Here is a 22286-nt window from a genome sequence, read left to right as displayed (position 1 = left end):
CCGCTGCCACGTTAGGATATCTCAATATTTACGTCTGATATGGCATCCAATCATTATTTATTTTAGCTTATTAATAGTTTGCTAGATAAATGATGGTTAGCCACATAATGACAGACACCCCATTTTATGACACCGCCTTTAAAACATTGTACTAGGGATTTTTATGCGTATTGACAATCGTGAGCTTGACCAACTTCGCTCGATCAGCTTTGAGCGCCATTATACTAAGCATGCCGAAGGGTCAGTGTTAGTCAGCTTTGGTGATACCAAAGTACTATGTAATGCTAGCGTCGAGTCTGGCGTACCGCGTTGGCTCAAAGGTAAAGGCAAAGGCTGGATCACTGCTGAATATGGTATGTTGCCACGCGCGACCAATACCCGTAACCAACGTGAAGCGGCACGCGGTAAACAATCAGGTCGTACCCAAGAAATCCAGCGTTTGATTGGTCGTAGCTTACGAGCGATGATTGACTTGAGTAAGCTGGGTGAAAATACCATTTATCTTGATTGTGATGTTTTGCAAGCCGATGGCGGTACTCGTACTGCTAGTGTGACAGGGGCTGCTATTGCGCTTATCGATGCATTAGAGAGTATCCAAAAAAGCAAAAAACTCAAGGCAGATCCACTGATTGGTTTGGTCGCTGCGGTCTCTGTTGGTATGAAAGACGGCAAAGCGTATCTAGATCTAAACTACGAAGAAGATGCCAGCTGTGATACCGATTTGAATGTGGTTATGACCCAAAAAGGCGAATTTATTGAGCTACAAGGAACAGCGGAAGAAAAGCCATTTACCCGCGCTCAAGCCGACGATATGCTGATTCTTGCCGAAAAAGGCATCGCTGAGTTGATTGCCATGCAAAAAACAGCCTTGGGTTGGTAGTCCTATTGATGACTACTTGCTCATCGTATTTTCATTAAATTCTTACTTTCTTATTACTCTGTAACAGGTAGTCATGCATGCTCAAGCTGACAGACGATGGTGCCAAAATCACGCTACAAGATCAGCCCAAAACGACTGAAGATGGCATGTTTTGGTTTGGCTCAGCATTATTAATAGGAGCAGTGGCGGTTGCTTTGGCAATGAGTCTGCTGCCTGAGCGCCTGGCTATAGGGGCATTGGCGCTACTGATTATTGGTAGCTTTATCTTTAATCGAAAACGCCAACAACAGAAAAAAGCCATGGCTGGTGTCATCAGCAGCGGCATCTTGTGGCTGCATGCGGGTGAGCTGGTGCATGACAATCAAGGTAAGCGTCAGCATATTCAGTTGACCGACGGTGATAAAGTCATGCTTATTGGTGAGCAATTACAGATTGTTGATTGTGATGATATACGCAAATACCATATTAGCGGCTTTGATAGTATCCAAGAGGCAACCGCTGCCAAAGCTATTTTGCAAGGTCAAGCATTGGGCAAGCGCCATGTGAATATCAAGATGGGTGATAATACGCCCTAGCATTAAAAATCTAGCATGGTATTTAGACATCATAATATGTAATGACGTAACGCAATCACTTGAACCTCACCGAATATCTGAAATACTCAGCGAGTTACTTTATTTTGTGGCTTTAATTTATTAAGGTAGCTTCTCTATAAGAATAGATTCTTTCGTTTTTTTGTTGAAAATGAATGTTTGCTTATCGCTTACAAAGTGTAATTCATCCTTATAGCCGTAATCGAGCGGCTCGTCTTCAAAGTCTATAGGAATGATGATTTCTCCTTTAGCGTCAATTAATCCCCATTTTTCTTCTGACTGAACGACAATGCTGTCATTATTTAATGCTGTGATTTTAGAGAACCGCTTATCAGGATGAAGGCGCTTGCCTTGAGCATCATATAGGCGCCAGTCTCCTGGGTCAGAAAACCCTACCATTGTGGTCGTCATACTATCTGTCGTTGCACTATCAAATATACTAAACTCTTTTATATCATGGTATTTGATAGGCACTATGGTCTTATTGGTGGAACTTATCATACCCCATGCGTTTGGTTTTGCCGCAAAGTAGGTCTGCGCCCCAATTTGCATCAGTCTATTGTACATGGGCGGTATAAGCACGTTGCCTTTCACATCTATCATACCAGTCTTACTGTTTTTACTGACCCTGTAGCGGTTGGGATTATTATAAGTAATCCTGTCAAAGGGTAGCGGTAAAACCTTACGACCTTGTTTATCAATAAACCAGTTTTTATTGTCTATTTTGACAACCGCAATACCGTCATGAAATGCTTGTGCACGCTTATAAATGTTTTTAATGACCAGCGTTCCAGCAGTATTTATATATCCCCATTTGCCGTCTTTTTGAACTGCTGATAGGCCATCACTAAATGGAGATATATCTTCATATGCGATAGGAGTCATGAGCTGTTCTTCTTTATTAGCCAAACCTTGTAGACCATCACGTGCCACTAAAAATAGCCCATTGAGTGAGACGCCTTCATAATCATAGTCATCAGACAAATATATCTTCCCAGACGAATCAATGACTCCTTGATTATGGCCTTTTGCGATAGAGCCATAGCCATTTGCATAACAGCAAATTAGCATATCATATTCAGGGGGTATCAGGATGCTGCCGTGACGATCGATAAGCCCGTACTTGTCCTCTTTCCTGATCGTTCGAACACCTGATTCATCATCTGGATATCCCAATTTATCGTATTCTACTGCTAAAATGATTTCGCCAGCACCATTAATGAGACCGTATTTTTTGTTTTTTTCAACCACTCTCAAATCTTGTTCATCGACGGTACTAATATCAGCGTATTCAACTGGAGCGATAAGTTGACCCGCGGAGTTGGCAAGGCCGTAAAGATTGTCGTTTTTTAATTCGTATTTTTTATCGTCAAAAACGGAGATGTTATCGTAGTTGGCTGACGATACAATCTTACCTTCGTTATTAATAAAGCCAACCTTGCCATCTTTTTTGAATGTTTCTATTCCAACCTCATCGGGATAGAAGCTAGGTAGTTGGTCAAACTCAAAGGGATGTAGAATATTGCCTTTTAAATCTAGGAGCCCCCATTTGTCCTCCTTCTTTGCTTTTAGCATCATAGGACGATGCGAAAAAGTTTTAATCTCTTGATACTCAATTGGGCTCAGTAGATTTCCTAGTTCGTTGGTTAGACCATATCGGTTACCTATAGCAACTTTGCCGTAATAAGGCTCTCTACAACAAAATAAGCGGTCGTATTTTGCAGGTAAGACAATATGACCTTTTTCGTCAATTAACCCTTTTTTCTCCTGTTTTGAAATCAAGGCTCGATTGTGATTGTGGTCATTATCTAGACTGTCAACCCAATCATACTCCAAGGGCAATACGATGTTTCCAAGAGGATCAGCCACTCCATACTTTCCGTCTTGATTTAGACGAAAGTAGTGATTGTCATAGAGCGTAATGCCATCATAAACGGTCGGTAAAATCTGTTTTCCTTGTTTGTTGATGATACCTTTTTTACTGCCACTAGCCACCCCTAATAGCGTGTCATTAATATCAATAAAGTTGTCGAACGTATAATCTGTTAACAGCACCCCATTTTCATTGACTAAAGCCCATAAGGTGTTATCAAGCGTTGCCACCGTTAATTTATCTTCGCGTAAACAGCCTACGTAGGTAGCACCATTCACTGACGGTTTGACGCACTCTTCATTGGCATAAACCATAGAAGTGGGTATAAAAATACAAACAATAATCAGTTTTTTAATCGATAACACGCTATTTCCTAAGTTTTTTATCGTTTGGATGAATAATAACTCAACTAAATTTAAATGGTAAGGCGGTCTTAAGGTTTTCTTATAATGCATTTGGGTTTGAGAATGTATTCACAAAGCTTGCAGACGCCTAGCGAAATAGTTTATAAGTAAGCCTGCAATGTTCGATTGTCATTTATGCGATGATTTATATTTTATTGGCAAGGAGTTAGCCCATGTCGTGTTTGCCCATATCGTTGGTTTCAGCGTCGTGTAGCTTATTTTTATTAACTTTTGGCGTCGTCAGTCAAGCTCAGGCAGATAGTATGAGCGCACTCATTGCCCAAAAGTCCGTCCAGTCTGATTATGCTTCACCTTCATACTCTTCCGTGCCCTCTGCCAAAGTCAGTACTCGTTCTACCATTCAACGTGCAGGAACTTATCTCTCAAATTCTGCCAGTACTCCACCAGTGGTTCAGACATCCTATCGTTATCCTGAAGTAGCGCGTCAAGCACCAGCAGTGATGCCCGCTTTTTTATCGGGTAATTATGATAATGTCGATAGCGAGTATTTACCGTTACTGAGCAATGCGGAGAGGCAGAGTAGTTTGGCCGCACGTGAAGTGGTTAGCACCGCCCGCAAGATGGCGCTGAACGAGCGTGCGATCATTCAAGGTGGCTGCTGGGACTATCTCAATGCCGTGTTTAAACGCGCCGGGGTGACACGCGATACCATTCATAAAGGTACTTATGGTCAAGGTCCGTATGCCAATAGTGGCGAAATTGAAGTTGGGGATTGGCTCTATTATATCAATCATGGCTATAATGGCGTCGAGCATAGTGGACTGTTTGTCGGCTGGGTTGATGAGCGCGCAAAGCAAGCACTGATCCTCAGCTATGCGGGCGAAAACCGCCGCGAACCTGCGCGTTACCGTGTTTATGATTTGAGTAATGTCTATCAAATCATGCGCCCTAGTGTTTAAGGTGTCATATTTATGATGTCCTAAAAAAAGCGTCCGTTACTTTAATAAGTAACGGACGCTTTTAGTTTAGAGGTGTTCAGATCTAAAAATCAGTTACTAGCCTGTTTACTGAATTTTAGAAGGGCTTTACTACTACCAAGATGACGATAATGACTAATGCAAACACTGGTACTTCGTTAAACCAGCGCCAAAATTTATGCGTCTTATAATGCGGATTATCCATTAGCTTTTTACGATAAAATCCACAAGCACCGTGATAGCCAGAGAGTAGCACCACTAATAAGAGCTTGACGTGTAACCAGCCTTGGGTTTTATATACCTCCCAGCCTAGCCCCAACATCCATAGACCGAAGACCCATGTGGCTATCATCGATGGCGTCATAATACCGCGATATAGCTTGCGCTCCATAATAGCAAAGCGTTCGTGGCTGATGCTGTCGTCACTCATCGCATGATAGACAAATAAGCGTGGCAAATAAAATATCGCCGCAAACCAGCAGACCATCGATATAATATGTGCCGCTTTAATCCAATTGAAATAATCTGCCATCACATTCTCTCTTACGATTTAATATTTTATTATCAATAATGTCGGCAAGCTTAGCGCAGATTATCCAATAATGGTAGCGATAAAAAACGCTACTCTGCCATCACCACTTGCGATTGATGACCACTCATCGCATCCATCACAGGCAATACTTTGGGCGCTCTTGGCGCGGCAAATTGCTTTGTTAGACCAAGCTCACGCATGAGTCTGTCATCGCCTGATTGGCTTGCATTGCCAGTAGTCAGCAGTTTATCGCCATAAAAAAATGAGTTGGCACCTGCCATAAAGGCCAAGGCTTGCTCAGAGTCGGACAAGCTCTCACGGCCAGCAGACAAACGCACATAGCTGGTCGGGCAGCAAATACGGGCTACGGCAATAGTACGAATCCATTCAATCACTGACAGTTGACCTTCTGCCAAGACTTTATCGCCAATTGGTGTGCCAGCAATAGGGACGAGTAAGTTGACCGGAATTGACTCTGGTGCTTTAGGCATTTTTAGCAGCTCATGTACCCAATCGATACGGTCATCACGGCTTTCGCCCATACCGACGATATTGCCACTACAGACATTGATGCCTGAGTTGCGCACGTTGTCTATCGTATCCAAGCGCTCGTCATAGCTACGCGTGCTGACGACTTGCTCATAATAACTGCGAGAGGTATCTAGGTTATGATTATAGTAGTCTAATCCAGCATCTGCCAATTGCGTTGCTTGATTGGTATCTAGCATACCAAGGGTCATACAGGTTTCAAGTCCCAATGCCTTGACTTCTTTGATCAGCTCAACCACATAGGGCATGTCTTTGGCGCTTGGATGTTTCCATGCTGCGCCCATACAAAAGCGTGACGAGCCACTGGCTTTGGCACGTTTGGCCGCAGCAATGACTTTATCGACTTCTATGCGCTTCTCTGCTTGTAATTTAGTCGTGTCGCGGTGGTGACCTGACTGTGAGCAATAGCCACAATCTTCGGGGCAGTTACCTGTTTTGATCGACAACAAAGTACTGATTTGTACTTCATTGGCAGTGAAATTCGCCCGATGTATCGTTTGCGCTTGCAACAACAAATCCATTAAAGGCAAATCAAACAGTTTGGCGATTTCTTCGCGGCTATGCTTACGGGTCATTTGTTGGCTGGCGGTGGCATCCGTTGTTAAGTTGTTTAAAAAGTCATTGTTCAAGCCGCTGTGGCTGTTGTTTTTATTATTGAACGTGTCAGTGGGGCTACTGGCATTAGGCTCTGAGATGTTAAGTAATCCTGCCATCATATAATTCCTTTTATAATAGTTTTTAAAACAATCATTTTGAAGAGAATAGTGGTTAAAAGAGTTGTGTGTAAAGCCATAAAATTTTAGATAATAAAAAAGGCTGCGATATAGTATACCGCAACCTTTTTAGAAAATCAGAACACTGCGAAAGAGTAAAGTAACTGAGCGCTAAATAATCGTGATCTGTTTTCTTTATTTACGTCGATCTATTTACGTTATTATTTGCCAAGTTTGTGCTTAGCAACCCCAATCCAATGGTTGGCAAGTTTTTGTGCTTTATAAGCATAAGGCTTGGCTTTTTGGATATAAGGTTTACATTCTTCTGGAACAGCTGGCACGATATGCTTAGCAAGCTTATTGAACCACATCATTAGGCTGTAATCGCCTTCGATGCTGAGGTTGCCTTCTTGTACAGCAGTCATAAAGGCAGGAAGATTGCCTTTGGTCAAAAGCTTAACACCTGTCATCGAATCCTTGAAATTGATGGTGAGGTCTGCTTTTTCAGCATGACCACTGTATTGGCTGAAGCTACCATTATCAAAGACAAAATAACGGGCGATATCCGCTTCAGTGCTGGCAAGCTCAATCGTAACATTGCGATCAGCGAATAGTGCTTGCACATCTTCGTTATCACTATCAGCAAGCATGGATAAACGATAGCCAATCACAGCTAATAGCACATCTAACGGATCAGATTTAATATCTAATACAGGAACAGTAAACATAATCGAACTCCTAAAGAATGAGACGCAAAATAATGCGTACTTTATAACAATTTTTATGACAAATATATAACTAGATTATAAACGATAGAGAGGTTGCTATTCTTTAGGAGTTACGTAGAGAGCGTTAAGTATCTTGTAACATCCAATGACGTCATCTTGATTAAAACAAGTTATTAATATTTATAAAAATGGCAGTAGAAAAGAGAATAGCAACGAAAATGAATGCTCGCACTACCTATGCCAGATTGAGCGAATTTGACGGCAGGTTAATCGTACTTTTTGGACGAGATACGGTCGAATAAAGATAATGTAATACAGGCTATATAAGAGGTAAATAAAAGTACTGCAAACAGAGAATGAACCAACCTGACAGCGTCGCTCATTGATATAGACGCGACTCTATCAGTGGAAGCGTGGTTGGTAGTCGTCATCATAAACAGGCGTGTGCTCGATATAGCGTGCCGCTTCCAATTGACGCTGCTGCTGAACGGATTGACTGACATCCTCGTAACGTAGTGCCCGATACAGCACCCAGCCCGCTAAAGGCAACCAACTGATACCCATGGCGATGATATAGCTGTGCCATTCTGACAGCTCTGATAGCATAGGACGACTCGCCACAATGCTTTGAATCGCCTCAACCGCTAGCCAATATGCCATACCACCAAATAGATACCAGAGCAGCCAGCGCTGTGAGGATAAGGCAAGCGCTAAAATCAAGCCTGCCAGCAAGCTATAACCAAGCAGTGCCGCCGTGCTCCACGTTTCTATACCAATAATCGAAAATATAGTCAGTAACATCATTCATCTCGCTATTCATAAGGTGAATTCCAATAGGGTCATTATGAAAGTTTGGGGAACAAAGCTAAAGAGGGGATAGGCAACTTTGCGACAACCGTTGACGTTTGGTTTTTTAGCACATTTTGATGGTTTTGTATGGCAAGGTTTAAGCATAAGCGCCGCAAGGATGGGCGCTTATTATTAAGAGTGTATAGGAGGGTTTTTGGGTTTTAAAAAGAGAATGATGCAGATTTAAGGTAGGGTTAAGCGCGATTGCTACGAGTGCCCCACCAAGACAATAGTGAGACTAAAATCGCGCCTAGCAGCATCAGTCCTACAGTGGTTAGCCAATGTGGACCAGTAGGATATTGCCATGGCATCACGTTGTTTATCGCGTCACTATTAAGCGTGCCTAACGCATCTACTTTCCATGGCCATACTTTCACAAGCGAGCCTGCGATAAAACCTGTGAGCAAGGCTAAAGTTGCCTGATAGTAGCGAGACAATAGCCATTTAAGTGCGCGAGTAAATAATAACAATCCCGTCGCCATGCCCGCAATGACCGTGAAGATTATCGTAAAGTTAAGGCTATGTACGGCTTCTAATACTGCGTCATAAGCACCTAATAGTAATAAGATAAAAGACCCAGATATACCGGGCAGTATCATGGCACAAATAGCGACTGCGCCAGCAAAAAACAAATAAGGCAAGCTTGGTGTGGTCGTGAGCAATGGTAAGCTGCTAATGACTACAGCGGCAACAAGACCAGTCACGAATAGTGCTGCCCGCCCTATATTCCAACGCTGAATCTCACTCAATAATATAAATACTGTTGCGACAACCAGTCCAAAAAAGAACGACCAAATAAATAACGGTTGATTATCCAATAGGTGTTTGATAATACCGGCTAAAGTAGCAAAACTGGTGGCGATTCCCAATAATAAAAACAACAAAAAAGTGGCATCAACTTGTCGCCACACCGAAACCAAACCTTTGATTCCGCCTTCCTGTCGAAATATCTGCCAGAGATTGGGGCCGATGCTACTCAGGGCGTTAATCAAGCGCTCATAAATACCAGCAATCAGCGCAATGGTACCGCCAGAGACACCCGGTACGATATCCGCTGCCCCCATGGCCATTCCTCTGATATAAACCCCAAATAGTTGCTTTGGACTATCGGAGGATGCAGCAGTGCTGCTCTTATCCAGTGGTTGTGGCGCTGACGGCTCATTTTGCCGCGGTGATGGTGATGCCGTCATGGACAATCCTTTTTTATTTAAAAACACAGTGAAAGTTAATGCGATGCCGCTAAGTATGCTAGGACAGTGATGCGAAAATTGAATGTCGCAATGTAATAAGACATAAAAGCCAGATTAATGTTAAAAACACTAACCTAGCTCCATGATATGGTGTTACGAGTGTAGTCGTTACTCCGTGGGCGCAAGTGCTGGATAGCCAAGGGCATAAAATATGCCTTCAAGCCCTGTGACATTGATGGCGGCATCAGCACGTGCTTGCACAATGGGCTTGGCGTGATAGGCGACGCCTAGGTCAGCAATGGCCATCATTGGTAAATCGTTGGCACCGTCACCGATACAGACCACTTGTGACATCTCGATGCCTAAGCGCTCCGCAGTATGCTCAACGATAGCCGCTTTTTTGGCACCATTAACGATGGGCAGCTGTACGTGACCAGTGACTTCCCCTTCGTCGATATCTAGGGCGTTGGCGTGAACTTCGTCAATGCCTAATTGCTCAGCGATATAGCGCGCAAAGTAGGTAAAGCCGCCTGATACCAGTACGGTATGGTAGCCCAAAGCCTTTAGTGCACTGATGGTAGTTCGAGCACCCATTGATAGCGTTAGGCGTTTGCAGATATCATCCAGCACATCGGTCGAGATGCCTTTTAATAACGCTACCCGCTGAGCAAAAGATTCATCAAAATCCATTTCACCGCGCATTGCCGCTTCCGTAATGGCTTCGACTTCTTCGCCGATGCCCGCTGTTTTTGCCAACTCAACGATGACTTCTTGCTCGATTAAGGTGGAATCCATATCAAAGCAGGCAAGCTTGTGGGTACGTAGCATATGACCGACTGATAAAATATGGCAATCGACAATGTCCAAGCGTTTAGCACTACTCGCTTGATGACTATCGTTATAAGCTTCGGTCAAGTCGTGACGCAAGCGCGTGGTCAGCTGATCATCAATGATGTGAGCTGCCGCGGTCTTTTTGCCAGGATGCATGAGCGTATCAGTGACTGGAACCAACAAATAGCGGAACACTTGTGCTTGGGTAAAAGGCAAGCGCTGTGCGTTTGCTGCCGTTAGCTCTGTATCAGAAACGGTAATATTGACAAAACTGGCATCAGTATCTTCAGCGACGGTGACCAAATGCCAGCTTGGCTGTTCATCGACCCATGATTGCACATACTGGTGGATATCAAGCGTCGATACTTTGGTCGGTAGCACAACAATAAGAGCAAAAACTGGCAGGGACTGTAGCGCATCAAAATCTTGTAAGTTCGTGTTATCTGGTAACAGTGACGCAATAGAGTCAACGGCTTGTTGCCATGCTTTGCTGTCTTTTGGTAACGAGTAAGATGTATTGTGTGGCATGGCTCAATGGTCCCTTGTATGCTCATATAAGATTGGGAATAATAGCAGCTTTACTCGGCAGCGCCTATAGATGACGCGCAAAGTATCACCGTCGATTAAAGATGGCAGCAATCATTGAAAAATCATTTGAAATTGAATGTGATTATTATGATAAATTTATAAATCTACTAACGCTATAAGACTTATTATGGTGATATAGTAGGTAAGATAAGCGGACTGTATTCATGATGATATTCACAACAATGCTTTCAGTCGCCGCTTACCAAATGTGCCGTAGATTATCCTGAGTATTAGTATTTGAGACAGCAGTTTTTAAGTAACCAAATCTTGTTGTAAATGCTATTTTAGGCAACAACAGAGGTGTCGGGTTATGGTACTTAAATTCAATACATACTTGTTAAGATACGCACTATTATAGTTTTTTTAAATTCGCCAAAAAATGAGGGATAGCCTTGTTTTTTTTAATTTCTCTTATCCAAAAAAGTTTACCATATCATGACGTATTTAGCGCCGCGGCAAGGGTTATTTGCCATTATTCTTCTGGTTAGTTTTTGTTTGCAGACGTTGTTATTGGTCATCAGCACCGATCAACAGCTGAGCAAAAGTCGTGCGTTAAAAGGCGAGCAGATGGTCGCCCAGCTGATTGATGAAGCAAGGTTGTCTTTAGAAAATAAAGACCGTGTCAGCTTAAGTGTCATTGCCAATCGTTATACCAGCGAGCAAGACGTGACGCGCATATTGATTAAAGACAATAACGACGACATCTTGGTGCCTGTTGGCAATGCGCCCATGCAGCAAGGTGATACCATTCGTCAGATTGCCACCAATGGCGATTCGGTGATTGGCAGTGTGTCGTTGACATTAAAAGATATTAGCAAAGGCGAGATTATCGCTATGCAATGGCCGTTCGTCATCGGTACGATGCTTCTGCATTTGTTGCTTTGGCTGGTTTATGGTTACCTTGCCCGTCCAACCAAAGAGCAAATTAACGCGCTTAGCCGCGATATTCAAGATTTGCATCGTGAGCAGTATATGCAAATCGATCAGCGCAGTTATGATCGGGATTTTGAACGCCGTGCCACGGATACGGATAGAGAAACATCGGAGCATTCTGTAGAGAGTGCGACGGACGGTCAGCCAGCCAATGCACACAAATTGGATGTACATAGTGAAGTAAACCAGTATTTAAGAACGCAACAGAATCAAGCGGCGACTGATACCACTGGCTCTGATAGTCAGCCTATCGATAGTACGACTGAAGAGCGAGCGGAGCATGATGCAGCAAATGGTGCTGCCCAAGATGAGATAAGCCGCGCTCCTAAATCTGGTAGCGCCTCTCGGTTGTCTACCACCCGCTCATTTGACAGTGTGAGAGTGCAGATTGTATTCCATGACGAGTTCAATATGCTTGAGCGTCTGGCACCGGCTCAGCGTTTACCTTATTTGGCATTATGTACGCAGCTATTAAACCAAGCGGTGACCGAGTTACTCAAGCAGCCATTGTTGTTGGGTGTCAGCGCGATGAACGAGCCGCGTTTCGATGACACGGGTGCTAGTGTGTTGTTAAAGGCGGACAATAGCCATGCCAAAGTGGCGTTAGCAGGTGTGATGCTTGGCAAGCTGTATTTGATGCTCAACAAAATCATCCATGACAAGCATATTGAGCTAAGCCGCTTTGCACTACCTGCTAAAGCAGGTGTCAGCGATGATGCACAGGCGCAAGCAATGACGCAATTATTACACAGCGTCGGCAAAAAAGAGCAAATGCTGATTTTGTTACCCAATGCAGGTCTCAAGCAAATCAGCCACCATGTGCAGGTGCAGAGTATCATGCGCCCAACCACGGTTTATGAGCGTGAATGTGCGGTGTTCGATGGTGGTAATGATTCGATGATTCAACGCTTAGCAGATGTGCGCAATGCGGTATTGATGATTGAAAGCGAAGATGAGTCGGCTATTTAATGCTGCTTATATTCGCTTATTACTATACAATTGTCTGAGATATTGTCTCTGTCGTTATCTTTAAACAGCCTAAAAATAGGGCAGTAATAATAAAAAGCATTGACAACGTGAAGTAGAGACTTTATAAGGCATATATATATTAATGTATTCTTAATACCCTTGCTAAAAATGATAGGAGTTTGTCATGAGTGACGCTGATATTGACGACGATTTTGATGATGATTTTGTCGACGATGATGATGCAAAGATGGTGGAAGAGGCCGAGACGAGCGTGCGTACGCGCTTAAGTAGTCTTGAGAAGCGTCGACTGATCGATAATCTGCTAGAAGAAAAGCGTTTGGCCAAAGAGCTAAAGGATGATCTAGACGATATAGACAATTTCGATGAAGATGGCGATGATTGGGATGATGACGATCTTTAGTTTTTAAACTTAAGTCATAGCCTAATGTGAAAGTGCTCAGTCATTTAAGCCGACTAAAGCCTTTTAATAACGGCATATTAGCTGACAGTGTAATGCTAATGATATCGCGATCGTTATTTTTTGACGGTTGCTCGCAACCCGCTCTATGCAATGATTCTTATTTTATAAAGATGGTTTGGGTGCTTTACCGAAACCATTTTTACCTTCAAATTATCCACTATTCTGCACTTAACCGATCGTTTATGGCGACTGCCGCACTCTATCTTTCAAGGACAATTACATCATGAGTAACCAATTAAGCTTCGATGAATTATTAGACTATTTGGACAATCAAGAGAGCCCATTTGTGCTTGATAGTGTCGCCGCGCATGGTTTTTTGACAGCGACAGTCATTGGGCGTCCATTACCGAATTGGCTGGATGCACTGTTTGAAGGTCATGTTAGCGAAATCCCAGAAAATGTCATCGACGGTATCCAGCGCTGGCGCGATTCTATTATCGCTGAGCTAAAAAACGAGACACCTATTGAGCTACCGTTTGGTGAAGATGCGGGTGATGAAGAAGTGGCTGTCGATTTTTCAGATGAATCAGATATCGTTGCTTGGTCAATTGGCTTTGTCGATGCGATGTATGGCGACGAAGCCAGCGATTGGTTTGAAGATGAAGAAACGGCTGAAGATGTGGCTGTCTTGACTTTACCAATGATTTTGCTAAGCGGTATCGATGATGAAGATCCAGAGCTTGCAGAGATGCGTAAAGATGAAGACAAGCTGGCACAAATGGCCAATAGCATCGAAGGCAATTTGACTGAGTTATTTTTATTGTTCCATACCAACGATTAGCCTTTTTTATCAATATAGGGACAGCGTGGTTTGGTCTATATCCAAGTTGACGCTGTCTATATAACGTCACCGATAAGGTCGTATTATGACTGTGCAACTCTCCAATCTTGAGCATTTGCCCAACTATCAGATCACCGAGCGTTTGGATGTGGTGTACGGCAGCACCGTGCGCTCAAAACATGTCGGCAAAGACTTGTTTGCTGGACTTAAGAATATCGTCGGTGGTGAGTTAACGGCTTATACCGAGCTGTTAGAAGAGTCACGGCAAGAGGCGATCGATCGGATGATTGTCAAAGCAGAAGCTTTGGGTGCAGATGCGGTTGTGGGGTTGCGTTTTTCGACCTCTAGCATCGCGCAGGGAGCCTCTGAATTGTTTGTCTATGGCACTGCTGTCAAAGCCATACCGATGCCGAAGCAAGTCTACCAAACCCCACCAATCGACTCTTATCATCAGTCTGGTCAACAGCCAAATCTACAAAATTCTGCACCGACAGCGACCGATGACTTGCCACGTTTCAACCCTTTTGGTTAGCTAACCAAATCTTAAAGCATCGATGCTTTTTTCTGATAAGTTTCTGATAAGTTTATGACAAGAGACGTGCCATGAATAACTCCCTTATCCAAATGCTTATTAATTACGCACCGTTTATTTTACTATTCGCTGCTGGTTGGTTCTTTGGGTCGCGTCATGAGCGCCAACATCTCGCGCAGTTAAGCATTGCAGAGCAAGAATTAAGCCATATTATGGTCTCAAGTGAGCGCTTTTATGTGCCGAAACTTGTTGCCAATACTGAGGGCGAGCTGGTACTTGGTAGCGTGGTTATTGCCCAAGATTATTTCAAAATGATTATCGCTCGGGTATTGAGTATCTTTGGTAAAAACTTGACCACTTACGAGACCTTACTTGACCGTGCCCGCCGCGAAGCTCTGGTACGTATGCGTACCGAAGCACAAGCCAAAGGCTATAACCATATCTATGGCTTACGTCTAGAAGTCAGCAATATCAATCAACTGGGCAGCATGGTAGAAGCTATTGCCTATGGTACGGCAGTTATCAGTACTGACCGTCACTAAAGTCCTGCCAATTTAAGATATATTCTTAATCTTATGTTCTTTCTTATCCCCAAAATAAGCACTTATCTTAGTTATCCTTGCGTTGCTATCAATGTCTAACAAGAAATTATAGAGAGTCGACTATATTATGCTTGAACTTTTCTTATGGGGCTTCCTGCTACTTTTACAGATTGTTTTTGGGCTATTGATGTTTTATGGTGTGTTTAAAGTGATGCTCTGGTCTAGTCGTACAAAGCTTTCAAAGCGTACTTCCAGCTCATCTTCTGGAGATGACATCAACAACAGTAATCATAGCGGATATAGCAGCAATGACTCTTGTGGTGACAGTGGTGGTGATGGTGGCGGGTGTGATTGATTCCTTTCTTAGCGACAAACCTGCTCATTCTCAGCCTAACAATATAAATAACGGTATACCTTAAAGTTTTTCTATACTTTTATATGGCGGATATCCTACGTTTGGATACTGACTGGTGAGTAGTTGAATAAAATAGATAAGGGCGACTTTACCCCTATATACTTGCTTTTATCGCGTCTTATTTTTTGCTGTTTTTTAGTTGATTGTCGGTGTTTAACGGCTATTGATTATGAAGGTACGCTTTAGCAAGGATTGCTAATCAGGCGTCATTTAATCAGCATACTTGGTCTAAAAATTCATCTATAAAATGAACCTATAAACAGCTCTTATCTACAAGGATGTAGTTATGGAAGGTCTTGCCATAGTCACGTTAGTCAATTCAGTTATCATTCCTATTTGTCTGTTTTTAATCATGATGGGCATGGGTCTGACCCTCGTCACCAACGATTTTAAACGGGTTTTAAAATATCCAAAAGCAGTCGGCATTGGCTTGACCAATCAGTTGATACTGTTACCTATCATTGGCTTTGCCTTAGCCAATATCATGCCATTACGCCCAGAGTATGCCGTCGGAGTTATGCTCCTCGTACTGTGTCCAGGTGGCACTACCTCAAACTTATTTACCTATTTAGCCAAAGGCGATGTGGCGCTGTCGGTGACGATGACCGCGATTGCGAGCGTGATTACCGTCTTTACCATTCCCATTGTGCTGAGCTTTTCATTGATTTATTTTATGGGCAGCGGTAGTGAGTTTGAGTTACCGGTAGTAAAAACGATGCTGACTTTGGTGGTGCTGACGATAGTGCCTATTAGTGTCGGTATGCTGATTAAACGCTATGCACCAACCGTTGCCGATCGCTCACAAGTCTATGTGTCTCGATTTGGGGTGATATTTTTAACGTTTTTAGTGCTGTTTTTGGGCTATGTGCAACGCGATATCATTGTTGACGCCTTTATCGCTACTGGTCCCGTATCGGTATTATTAAATCTCTCAACCATGGCGCTCGGTTATTATAGTAGTAAATGGTTCGGTCTCAACTGGGCGCAAAGAACCTCGGTGACGCTAGAAGTCGGTTTACAAAACAGTACCTTGTCGATATTCATGGCATTGACACTATTATCTAACTATGACATGTCGATGATGCCAGCCATTTATACCTTGGTGATGTTCTTAAGCGCGGGAATTTTGGTGCGCATATTTAGCGCTCAACACGATAAGCTGAGAAAATCTGAGATAGAAAATAGCGTGTTGGCAGCGCGTATGCTGTAGATGCTGAAAACCCATAACAGGTTTAAATATTGAACCTTGTTATGGGTAATAGGTGAGTTATCTATTTATATCATTTAGCATTAACCAATACCAATCAAGGTCGGCGGGTATTTATACTGGTTTTAGCTTCCGCTTGTTCGCTGGCTGTTTGTTCTTTCACTTTTTCGATTTGAAATAAGAACGTACGGTTTTTGAGTACCGCCACAAACACCACGCCGCCGACGGTATTGCCCAGCAATATCACTACTAAAAACAGTAAATAACGCCCCAAGCTGACGGTATTGCCGTATAGCAGGGCAGAAAAAATCTCAATGTTGCCCACGATACTGTGGTGCAATCCTAAAAAACCAATACTGCCAGTAATAAGCGTTACCAAAACGATGCGGCTAAGGGTGTCACGTGCTGAGGTCACAAGCCAAGCGGTGACGCCCATCATCCAACCTGCCAAGATGGCACTACCAAATATGACCCACCACCTAAATCCTAAAATGTGTTCGGCATAAGTGTCGATGTCGCTCACGCTAAACAGCTGCATATTTAAACCCAAACCTATCATCAATGCGGCAAACAGACAGCCGCCAACGATGTTGCCAGCGATGACAATGCCCCAAAGGCGTAGCAATTTGTGCAGCGGTTCAATTTTGTTAAGCACAGGTAGGCTTAATAGTGAGGTTTGTTCGGTGAATAATAGCGACTGACCAATGACGACGATGATAAAGCCAATTGGGTAAAGTAGGGAGGCGAGCACGATCGCGTATTGGCTTGGTAGTACGCCACTCAACAGCGCAAAAGCTGATAAAATCATAAAAAAGCTAATGCCAATCTCAAGCCCAGCGGTAAAGGCACTGGTAAATAGCGAGCCAAGCGAACGCTCAAAGGTTTCTTTGGCATCCATCACTTGCTCAACCAAGATACTGGCATAGCTCTTTGCTTGACTTAAATTGTCATCATTGGCGACTTTTTTGATGATTTCTTTATCTGCTTCGCTCATATCTTCAGAGAAATCTTCGTCTTCTAAACTTTCTGTCGCCTCGGTATCATCTGGAATCGCAGTCTTGCTAACGTCTTTATCTTCAGTAACAGATGGTTGATAAACGCTATCATCAATCAAGAGCTTGTCGTCTATTTCATTAGCGTCAGATTCGTCAGCTTGAGAGTGGCTGCTATTGTGATAGGTGTGCTCGGTATCTTTGGACACGGTCGGCTCGCTGTTTATAAGATAATGATTTTAGGATAAAGACGCCATTTATATGCAAGTGATGTTATAAAATATACCTCATAGCATGACCCATATTTTATAACATCACTAGCACTTATTTTGTGGGAGTCTCATTCGATTGGAGACGTTTATGGGCTTTTGCGCTTATTAATGGGGCAATGCCACTCTGCAAGTCTGATAAATTGCCTTAGCATCTAACAAAATCTGCCTATCTGCGTTAAAATCACTCTATTCATGATTTTCCTAATTTTTATATTCGCTTTAATCACATTCAATCAATAAAAGATAATGCCATTATGAGTAACCACAACCTCACTACATCTATTCAAGCGGCCTTAAGCCAGTTAGAGAATGCGTACAATCCTGCGGAAGTCGAAGCGGGCATGTATCAAGGCTGGGAAGAAAGCGGCTATTTTAAGCCGACCTTTGATAAAGAAGAGTCGTTTTCTATCGCCTTGCCACCACCGAACGTCACTGGCTCATTGCATATGGGTCATGGTTTTAACAATGCAATCATGGATGCGCTGACCCGTTATCACCGCATGGATGGTGACAATACGCTGTGGCAACCGGGTACGGATCATGCCGGTATCGCAACCCAAATGGTCGTTGAGCGTCGCCTAGAAGCACAAGGACTCAAGCGCCGTGATATGACGCGTGAAGACTTCGTCGATAAAGTGTGGGAATGGAAAGAAGAGTCGGGCGGCAATATCACCAGCCAAATTCGCCGTTTGGGTAGCTCGGTTGATTGGTCGCGTGAGCGCTTTACCATGGATGATGGTTTGTCCAATGCAGTAAAAGAAGTGTTCGTACGCCTGTTTGACGATGGTTTGATTTATCGTGGTAAGCGTCTAGTCAACTGGGATCCAAAGTTCCAAACCGCATTATCTGATTTAGAAGTAGAAAACCACGACGAAAAAGGCAGCTTATGGCATTTCCGCTATCATTTCACCGATAAAGACTTAACGACCCAAGATGGTAAAAACTATCTGGTCGTCGCAACCACTCGTCCTGAGACATTGCTTGGCGATACCGCTGTCGCAGTCAATCCTAGTGATGAGCGTTATGCACACTTGGTCGGCAAAACTATTACCTTGCCAATCACTGGTCGTGTCGTGCCTATCGTCGCTGATGATTATGTTGAAAAAGACTTCGGTACAGGCTGTGTCAAAATCACCCCAGCGCATGATTTTAATGATTATGAATTGGGTCGTCGCCATAGCTTGCCACTCATCAATATCCTAGATGAGCGCGCCAATATCTTACCCGCGATGGAAGTCTATCCTGATCTGCAAACACGTGAGCCAGAATTAGAGACCACGCCAAGTGAGTATGCAGGACTTGAGCGTTTTGCCGCGCGTAAATTCTTAGTTGAGCAAGCAGGTGATCAGGGCTGGCTAGAAGATATCGAGGACTACGCACTGAAAGCCCCGCGCGCTGAGCGTGGCGGTACGATCGTTGAGCCATGGTTGACCGATCAGTGGTATGTCGCGGTCAAAGAGCTTGCCAAGCCTGCGATTGACGCGGTAGAAGACGGCAGCATCGAGTTCGTCCCTGCGCAGTACAAAAACATGTATATGGCGTGGATGACCGATCTACAAGACTGGTGCATCAGCCGTCAGCTCTGGTGGGGTCATCGTATCCCTGCATGGTATGACGATGCGACGGGTGAGATCTATGTCGCGCGTGACGAAGCTGAAGTACGCACTAAATACAACCTAAGCGACGATGTAAAACTGCGCCAAGATAATGACGTGCTCGATACGTGGTTCAGCTCTGGTCTATGGACGTTCAGTACGCTTGATTGGGCAGACGTCAACGCCGATCCACGCGTGATGGACACCTTTCACCCAACCAGCGTGCTGGTGACTGGTTTTGACATTATCTTCTTTTGGGTTGCGCGCATGATCATGATGACCATGCACTTCGTGAAAAACGAAGATGGCACGCCGCAAGTACCGTTTAAGACCGTCTATGTGCATGGTCTGGTACGTGATGGCAATGGTCAAAAAATGTCAAAATCAAAGGGTAACGTCTTAGATCCGATCGATCTAATTGACGGTATTGAGCTAGAAGCGTTGGTCGAAAAACGTACCAGCAATATGATGAATCCAAAAGACGCGGCCAAGATTGAGAAGCAAACGCGTAAAGAGTTCCCAGAAGGTATCCCAGCTTATGGTACGGATGCACTGCGCTTTACCTTTACCTCATTGGCCAGTACAGGTCGCGATATTAACTTTGATCTAAAGCGTGTCGAGGGCTATCGTAACTTCTGTAATAAAATCTGGAACGCCAGCCGTTTTGTACTCATGAACTGTGTCGATGGTGAAGGCAGTGCGAAGCCTATCGACCAAACGGCGAATCCTGACGTATGGGAATTACCAGAAAAATGGATCATGAGTCGTCTGAACTCTACCGTTGCTGATATCCATCAGCATTTTGCTCAGTACCGTCTCGATATGGTCAGCCAAGATATCTATGAGTTTATCTGGAATGAGTACTGTGATTGGTACGTTGAGCTTGCCAAAGCCAGCCTCAATGATGACTCGGTATCGGATGAGCGCAAAGCGCAAATCCGCTATGTACTACTGCACGTGCTAGAGACGGCGCTACGCTTTAGCCATCCAATCATGCCGTATCTGACCGAGCAAATCTGGCAGACGGTCGCACCGCTATTGAATCGTAAAAATACCGATAGCATCGTCGTTGCTGACTATCCACAAACGGATGATGCCCAAATCAGTGAGCAAGTCGAAGCCGATATGGCGTGGCTACAAGAGCTAATCGCGAGCGTGCGTAATATCCGCGGTGAGATGAAACTGGGCAACGCCGTACGTCTGCCAGTGCTACTACAAAACGTCTCTAGCGATGAAGATGCGCGTCTATCACGTATCAAAAACCAGTTCAAAGCGCTTGCCAAAGTTGAGAGCTTAGAGATCGTCAAAGAAGGCGATGAGGTGCCACTCTCATCATCAAGCATGGTTGGTCAGCTGCGTATACTCGTACCGATGAAAGGTCTGATCGATCCAACGGCTGAGCTGGCACGTTTAGGTAAGTCATATGATAAGTTGAAAGGTCAAGCTGAAGGTATCGCGCGTAAGCTAGGTAATGAAGGCTTTGTCAGTAAAGCCCCTGCGGAAGTGGTCGATGCTGAGAAAGCGAAACTGGCTGAGCTAGAAGGGCAGTTAACGGCGATGACGGCGCAGATGGAGCAGTTGAAGGCTTTGTAGTCTAAGCAATCATTATAATGGCCATAACTTTAATACTTGCATTCTTGATCATGGCGATTCTATTTTTCTATTGGAATCGTCATGAGTCATTAGATAAGCATGCCATTTTCGCCACTATATTTATGGTGGTATATGTGCTTGTTTATCTATTTTTAAATCCTCCATACTTTTCACCGAATCGTCATATTGATACCTTGCTGATGATATTACCTCTAGTATCGTATGGCGCTATTCTATTTCCTGAAATAAATGCGACGATACCAGTACAAGGAACAAAGGGATTTGGTTGGTTGGGACTGGTTGTAACTGTGATAGTTTTAGTTGGGTTTAAGTGGTTTTTTTAAGCAAGCTGAAAATATCTTGCGTAAGCTAGGTAATGAAGGCTTTGTCAGCAAAGCAACTGCGGAAGTGGTCGATGCTGAGAAGGCGAAACTGGCTGAGTTAGAAGGTCAGTTGACGGCGATGACAGCGCAGATGGAGCAGCTGAAAGCGTTGTAATACTTCTAAATTAGCTACGAAAAAAGCCACCTAATTAGGTGGCTTTTTTTATATCTCTAATGAGTTATATATCTACGAAAGCTGTTGAAATGATAAGTTGAACATGTATTGAAATAGATATATATTTAAAAGCTTTAATGTAGAGTGAGTACTTAATAGAATCAATATTCTGATGGCTATCAAGTAGTAAGGGATAGATGGCTTCGCGGATTTTCTGATATATTTATATAAATATTATAGGTAAAGTAAAAGCTAGCAGCGATATATCGATTTTAAATTACCCATAAAATAAGCTTCTATTTAATTTGGAAATACTATGATTATTAGCGAATTTATAAATGACTATAATAACCACCCTGTGCTTTTTGTTGGTACAGGAATTAGCTTAAGATATTTGGATAATTCATTCACATGGGATCAGTTACTAGAGAAAATTTCATTTGACCTTTTTGGTAACGATGAAAATTATTTAGATATAAAGCATAACTCTAAGGTAAATGGAAATTTTGACTATCCAAAAATAGCATCGATACTAGAAAAAGAATTTAATGACTTTGTTTCAAAGCCTGAAAATAGATCTGGTGATTTTAAAGATTTGAACGATAGTTTTTATGAAAGTATGCGAAATGGTAATTCTATTAGTAGGTTTAAGCTGTATTTAACAAGCTTGGTTAAAGACTTATCGTATAATAAGAGCTATGAAGATGAGGTTAAAGAGTTTAAGAAAATAAGAAAAAATATTGCTTCAGTCATTACGACAAACTATGATATCTTGATTGAAGATATGAGCTATGCTGAAGAAACCGTA

The 22286-nt window shown here is 43.3% G+C and carries 19 protein-coding genes and 1 pseudogene; 12 read left to right on the top strand and 8 right to left on the bottom strand.

Annotated elements, in window-relative coordinates; all coding sequences use genetic code 11:
• Positions 1-163 precede the first annotated feature (163 nt).
• The gene (gene rph, locus B2575_RS03145) at positions 164-880 is read left to right on the top strand and encodes a ribonuclease PH (protein ID WP_296240093.1); all 717 of its coding nucleotides are present in this window, start codon (positions 164-166) and stop codon (positions 878-880) included.
• A gap of 77 nt (positions 881-957) precedes the next feature.
• On the top strand, positions 958-1455 hold the full coding sequence (locus tag B2575_RS03140) for a hypothetical protein (RefSeq protein WP_201554814.1): 498 nt from the start codon (positions 958-960) through the stop codon (positions 1453-1455).
• Between the two features lie 120 nt (positions 1456-1575).
• Here B2575_RS03140 and B2575_RS03135 read toward each other — a convergent pair whose 3' ends face one another.
• Entirely contained in the window at positions 1576-3711 is a 2136-nt protein-coding gene (locus B2575_RS03135) for a WG repeat-containing protein (protein WP_296240092.1), read from the bottom strand.
• A 212-nt stretch (positions 3712-3923) separates the two neighbouring features.
• Here B2575_RS03135 and B2575_RS03130 point away from each other — a divergent pair, with 212 nt between their 5' ends.
• A complete protein-coding gene (locus B2575_RS03130; protein WP_201554810.1) occupies positions 3924-4670 on the top strand; it encodes a hypothetical protein in 747 nt (248 codons plus the stop codon).
• A gap of 115 nt (positions 4671-4785) precedes the next feature.
• Here B2575_RS03130 and hemJ read toward each other — a convergent pair whose 3' ends face one another.
• The 6 genes from hemJ to serB form a co-directional block, all read right to left on the bottom strand.
• Positions 4786-5220 (bottom strand): protoporphyrinogen oxidase HemJ, encoded by a 435-nt coding sequence (gene hemJ, locus B2575_RS03125; RefSeq protein WP_045453451.1) that lies wholly within the window; start codon positions 5218-5220, stop codon positions 4786-4788.
• A gap of 89 nt (positions 5221-5309) precedes the next feature.
• Positions 5310-6344, bottom strand: coding sequence for a biotin synthase BioB (bioB, locus tag B2575_RS03120; RefSeq protein ID WP_296240099.1), 1035 nt, complete (start codon positions 6342-6344; stop codon positions 5310-5312).
• Between the two features lie 359 nt (positions 6345-6703).
• Positions 6704-7210 carry an SCP2 sterol-binding domain-containing protein gene (locus tag B2575_RS03115; RefSeq protein WP_296240091.1) on the bottom strand — a complete coding sequence of 169 codons (507 nt, stop codon included), beginning with the start codon at positions 7208-7210 and terminating at the stop codon, positions 6704-6706.
• A 402-nt stretch (positions 7211-7612) separates the two neighbouring features.
• Entirely contained in the window at positions 7613-8014 is a 402-nt protein-coding gene (gene aciT / locus B2575_RS03110) for an AciT family ciprofloxacin tolerance protein (RefSeq protein ID WP_296240090.1), read from the bottom strand.
• A 239-nt stretch (positions 8015-8253) separates the two neighbouring features.
• On the bottom strand, positions 8254-9249 hold the full coding sequence (locus B2575_RS03105) for a DUF368 domain-containing protein (RefSeq protein WP_296240089.1): 996 nt from the start codon (positions 9247-9249) through the stop codon (positions 8254-8256).
• Between the two features lie 168 nt (positions 9250-9417).
• The gene (serB, locus tag B2575_RS03100) at positions 9418-10608 is read right to left on the bottom strand and encodes a phosphoserine phosphatase SerB (protein ID WP_296240088.1); all 1191 of its coding nucleotides are present in this window, start codon (positions 10606-10608) and stop codon (positions 9418-9420) included.
• A 495-nt stretch (positions 10609-11103) separates the two neighbouring features.
• Here serB and B2575_RS03095 point away from each other — a divergent pair, with 495 nt between their 5' ends.
• From B2575_RS03095 to B2575_RS03070, 6 genes are all read left to right on the top strand, one after another.
• On the top strand, positions 11104-12570 hold the full coding sequence (locus B2575_RS03095; protein ID WP_296240087.1) for a hypothetical protein: 1467 nt from the start codon (positions 11104-11106) through the stop codon (positions 12568-12570).
• Between the two features lie 184 nt (positions 12571-12754).
• Positions 12755-12991 carry a PA3496 family putative envelope integrity protein gene (locus B2575_RS03090; RefSeq protein ID WP_045443968.1) on the top strand — a complete coding sequence of 79 codons (237 nt, stop codon included), beginning with the start codon at positions 12755-12757 and terminating at the stop codon, positions 12989-12991.
• 283 nt (positions 12992-13274) lie between these two features.
• Positions 13275-13832, top strand: coding sequence for a YecA family protein (locus B2575_RS03085; protein ID WP_055124803.1), 558 nt, complete (start codon positions 13275-13277; stop codon positions 13830-13832).
• Between the two features lie 85 nt (positions 13833-13917).
• A complete protein-coding gene (locus B2575_RS03080) occupies positions 13918-14364 on the top strand; it encodes a YbjQ family protein (RefSeq protein WP_296240086.1) in 447 nt (148 codons plus the stop codon).
• A 71-nt stretch (positions 14365-14435) separates the two neighbouring features.
• Positions 14436-14906, top strand: coding sequence for a YbjQ family protein (locus B2575_RS03075; protein ID WP_296240085.1), 471 nt, complete (start codon positions 14436-14438; stop codon positions 14904-14906).
• A 701-nt stretch (positions 14907-15607) separates the two neighbouring features.
• On the top strand, positions 15608-16531 hold the full coding sequence (locus B2575_RS03070; RefSeq protein ID WP_055124799.1) for a bile acid:sodium symporter family protein: 924 nt from the start codon (positions 15608-15610) through the stop codon (positions 16529-16531).
• 94 nt (positions 16532-16625) lie between these two features.
• Here the strand turns inward: B2575_RS03070 and B2575_RS03065 are convergent, their stop codons facing one another.
• Positions 16626-17729: a formate/nitrite transporter family protein gene (locus B2575_RS03065; RefSeq protein ID WP_296240084.1), complete on the bottom strand. Its 1104-nt coding sequence runs from the start codon at positions 17727-17729 to the stop codon at positions 16626-16628.
• A gap of 317 nt (positions 17730-18046) precedes the next feature.
• Here B2575_RS03065 and B2575_RS03060 point away from each other — a divergent pair, with 317 nt between their 5' ends.
• The 3 genes and pseudogenes from B2575_RS03060 to B2575_RS03050 form a co-directional block, all read left to right on the top strand.
• Complete coding sequence (locus B2575_RS03060; RefSeq protein ID WP_296240083.1) at positions 18047-20980, top strand: valine--tRNA ligase; 2934 nt, start codon at positions 18047-18049, stop codon at positions 20978-20980.
• A 321-nt stretch (positions 20981-21301) separates the two neighbouring features.
• Positions 21302-21478 carry a hypothetical protein gene (locus B2575_RS03055; RefSeq protein WP_296240081.1) on the top strand — a complete coding sequence of 59 codons (177 nt, stop codon included), beginning with the start codon at positions 21302-21304 and terminating at the stop codon, positions 21476-21478.
• Between the two features lie 316 nt (positions 21479-21794).
• A pseudogene (locus B2575_RS03050) lies at positions 21795-22286 on the top strand (SIR2 family protein); the annotation flags it as partial.

It is taken from the genome of Psychrobacter sp. UBA6739 (assembly GCF_002453835.1).
GTDB lineage: Bacteria > Pseudomonadota > Gammaproteobacteria > Pseudomonadales > Moraxellaceae > Psychrobacter > Psychrobacter immobilis_A.
Note: the sequence above shows the minus strand (reverse complement) of the source record. Positions and strands in the feature narration are given on the sequence as shown.

Bases quoted from the DNA above. Each gene is read 5' to 3' on its own strand.
- rph (WP_296240093.1), top strand. From the start codon at position 164: ATGCGTATTGACAATCGTGAGCTTGACCAACTTCGCTCGATCAGCTTT.
- B2575_RS03140 (WP_201554814.1), top strand. From the start codon at position 958: ATGCTCAAGCTGACAGACGATGGTGCCAAAATCACGCTACAAGATCAG.
- B2575_RS03130 (WP_201554810.1), top strand. From the start codon at position 3,924: ATGTCGTGTTTGCCCATATCGTTGGTTTCAGCGTCGTGTAGCTTATTT.
- hemJ (WP_045453451.1), bottom strand. From the start codon at position 5,220: ATGGCAGATTATTTCAATTGGATTAAAGCGGCACATATTATATCGATG.
- bioB (WP_296240099.1), bottom strand. From the start codon at position 6,344: ATGACCCGTAAGCATAGCCGCGAAGAAATCGCCAAACTGTTTGATTTG.
- B2575_RS03115 (WP_296240091.1), bottom strand. From the start codon at position 7,210: ATGTTTACTGTTCCTGTATTAGATATTAAATCTGATCCGTTAGATGTG.
- aciT (WP_296240090.1), bottom strand. From the start codon at position 8,014: ATGATGTTACTGACTATATTTTCGATTATTGGTATAGAAACGTGGAGC.
- B2575_RS03105 (WP_296240089.1), bottom strand. From the start codon at position 9,249: ATGACGGCATCACCATCACCGCGGCAAAATGAGCCGTCAGCGCCACAA.
- serB (WP_296240088.1), bottom strand. From the start codon at position 10,608: ATGCCACACAATACATCTTACTCGTTACCAAAAGACAGCAAAGCATGG.
- B2575_RS03095 (WP_296240087.1), top strand. From the start codon at position 11,104: ATGACGTATTTAGCGCCGCGGCAAGGGTTATTTGCCATTATTCTTCTG.
- B2575_RS03090 (WP_045443968.1), top strand. From the start codon at position 12,755: ATGAGTGACGCTGATATTGACGACGATTTTGATGATGATTTTGTCGAC.
- B2575_RS03085 (WP_055124803.1), top strand. From the start codon at position 13,275: ATGAGTAACCAATTAAGCTTCGATGAATTATTAGACTATTTGGACAAT.
- B2575_RS03080 (WP_296240086.1), top strand. From the start codon at position 13,918: ATGACTGTGCAACTCTCCAATCTTGAGCATTTGCCCAACTATCAGATC.
- B2575_RS03075 (WP_296240085.1), top strand. From the start codon at position 14,436: ATGAATAACTCCCTTATCCAAATGCTTATTAATTACGCACCGTTTATT.
- B2575_RS03070 (WP_055124799.1), top strand. From the start codon at position 15,608: ATGGAAGGTCTTGCCATAGTCACGTTAGTCAATTCAGTTATCATTCCT.
- B2575_RS03060 (WP_296240083.1), top strand. From the start codon at position 18,047: ATGAGTAACCACAACCTCACTACATCTATTCAAGCGGCCTTAAGCCAG.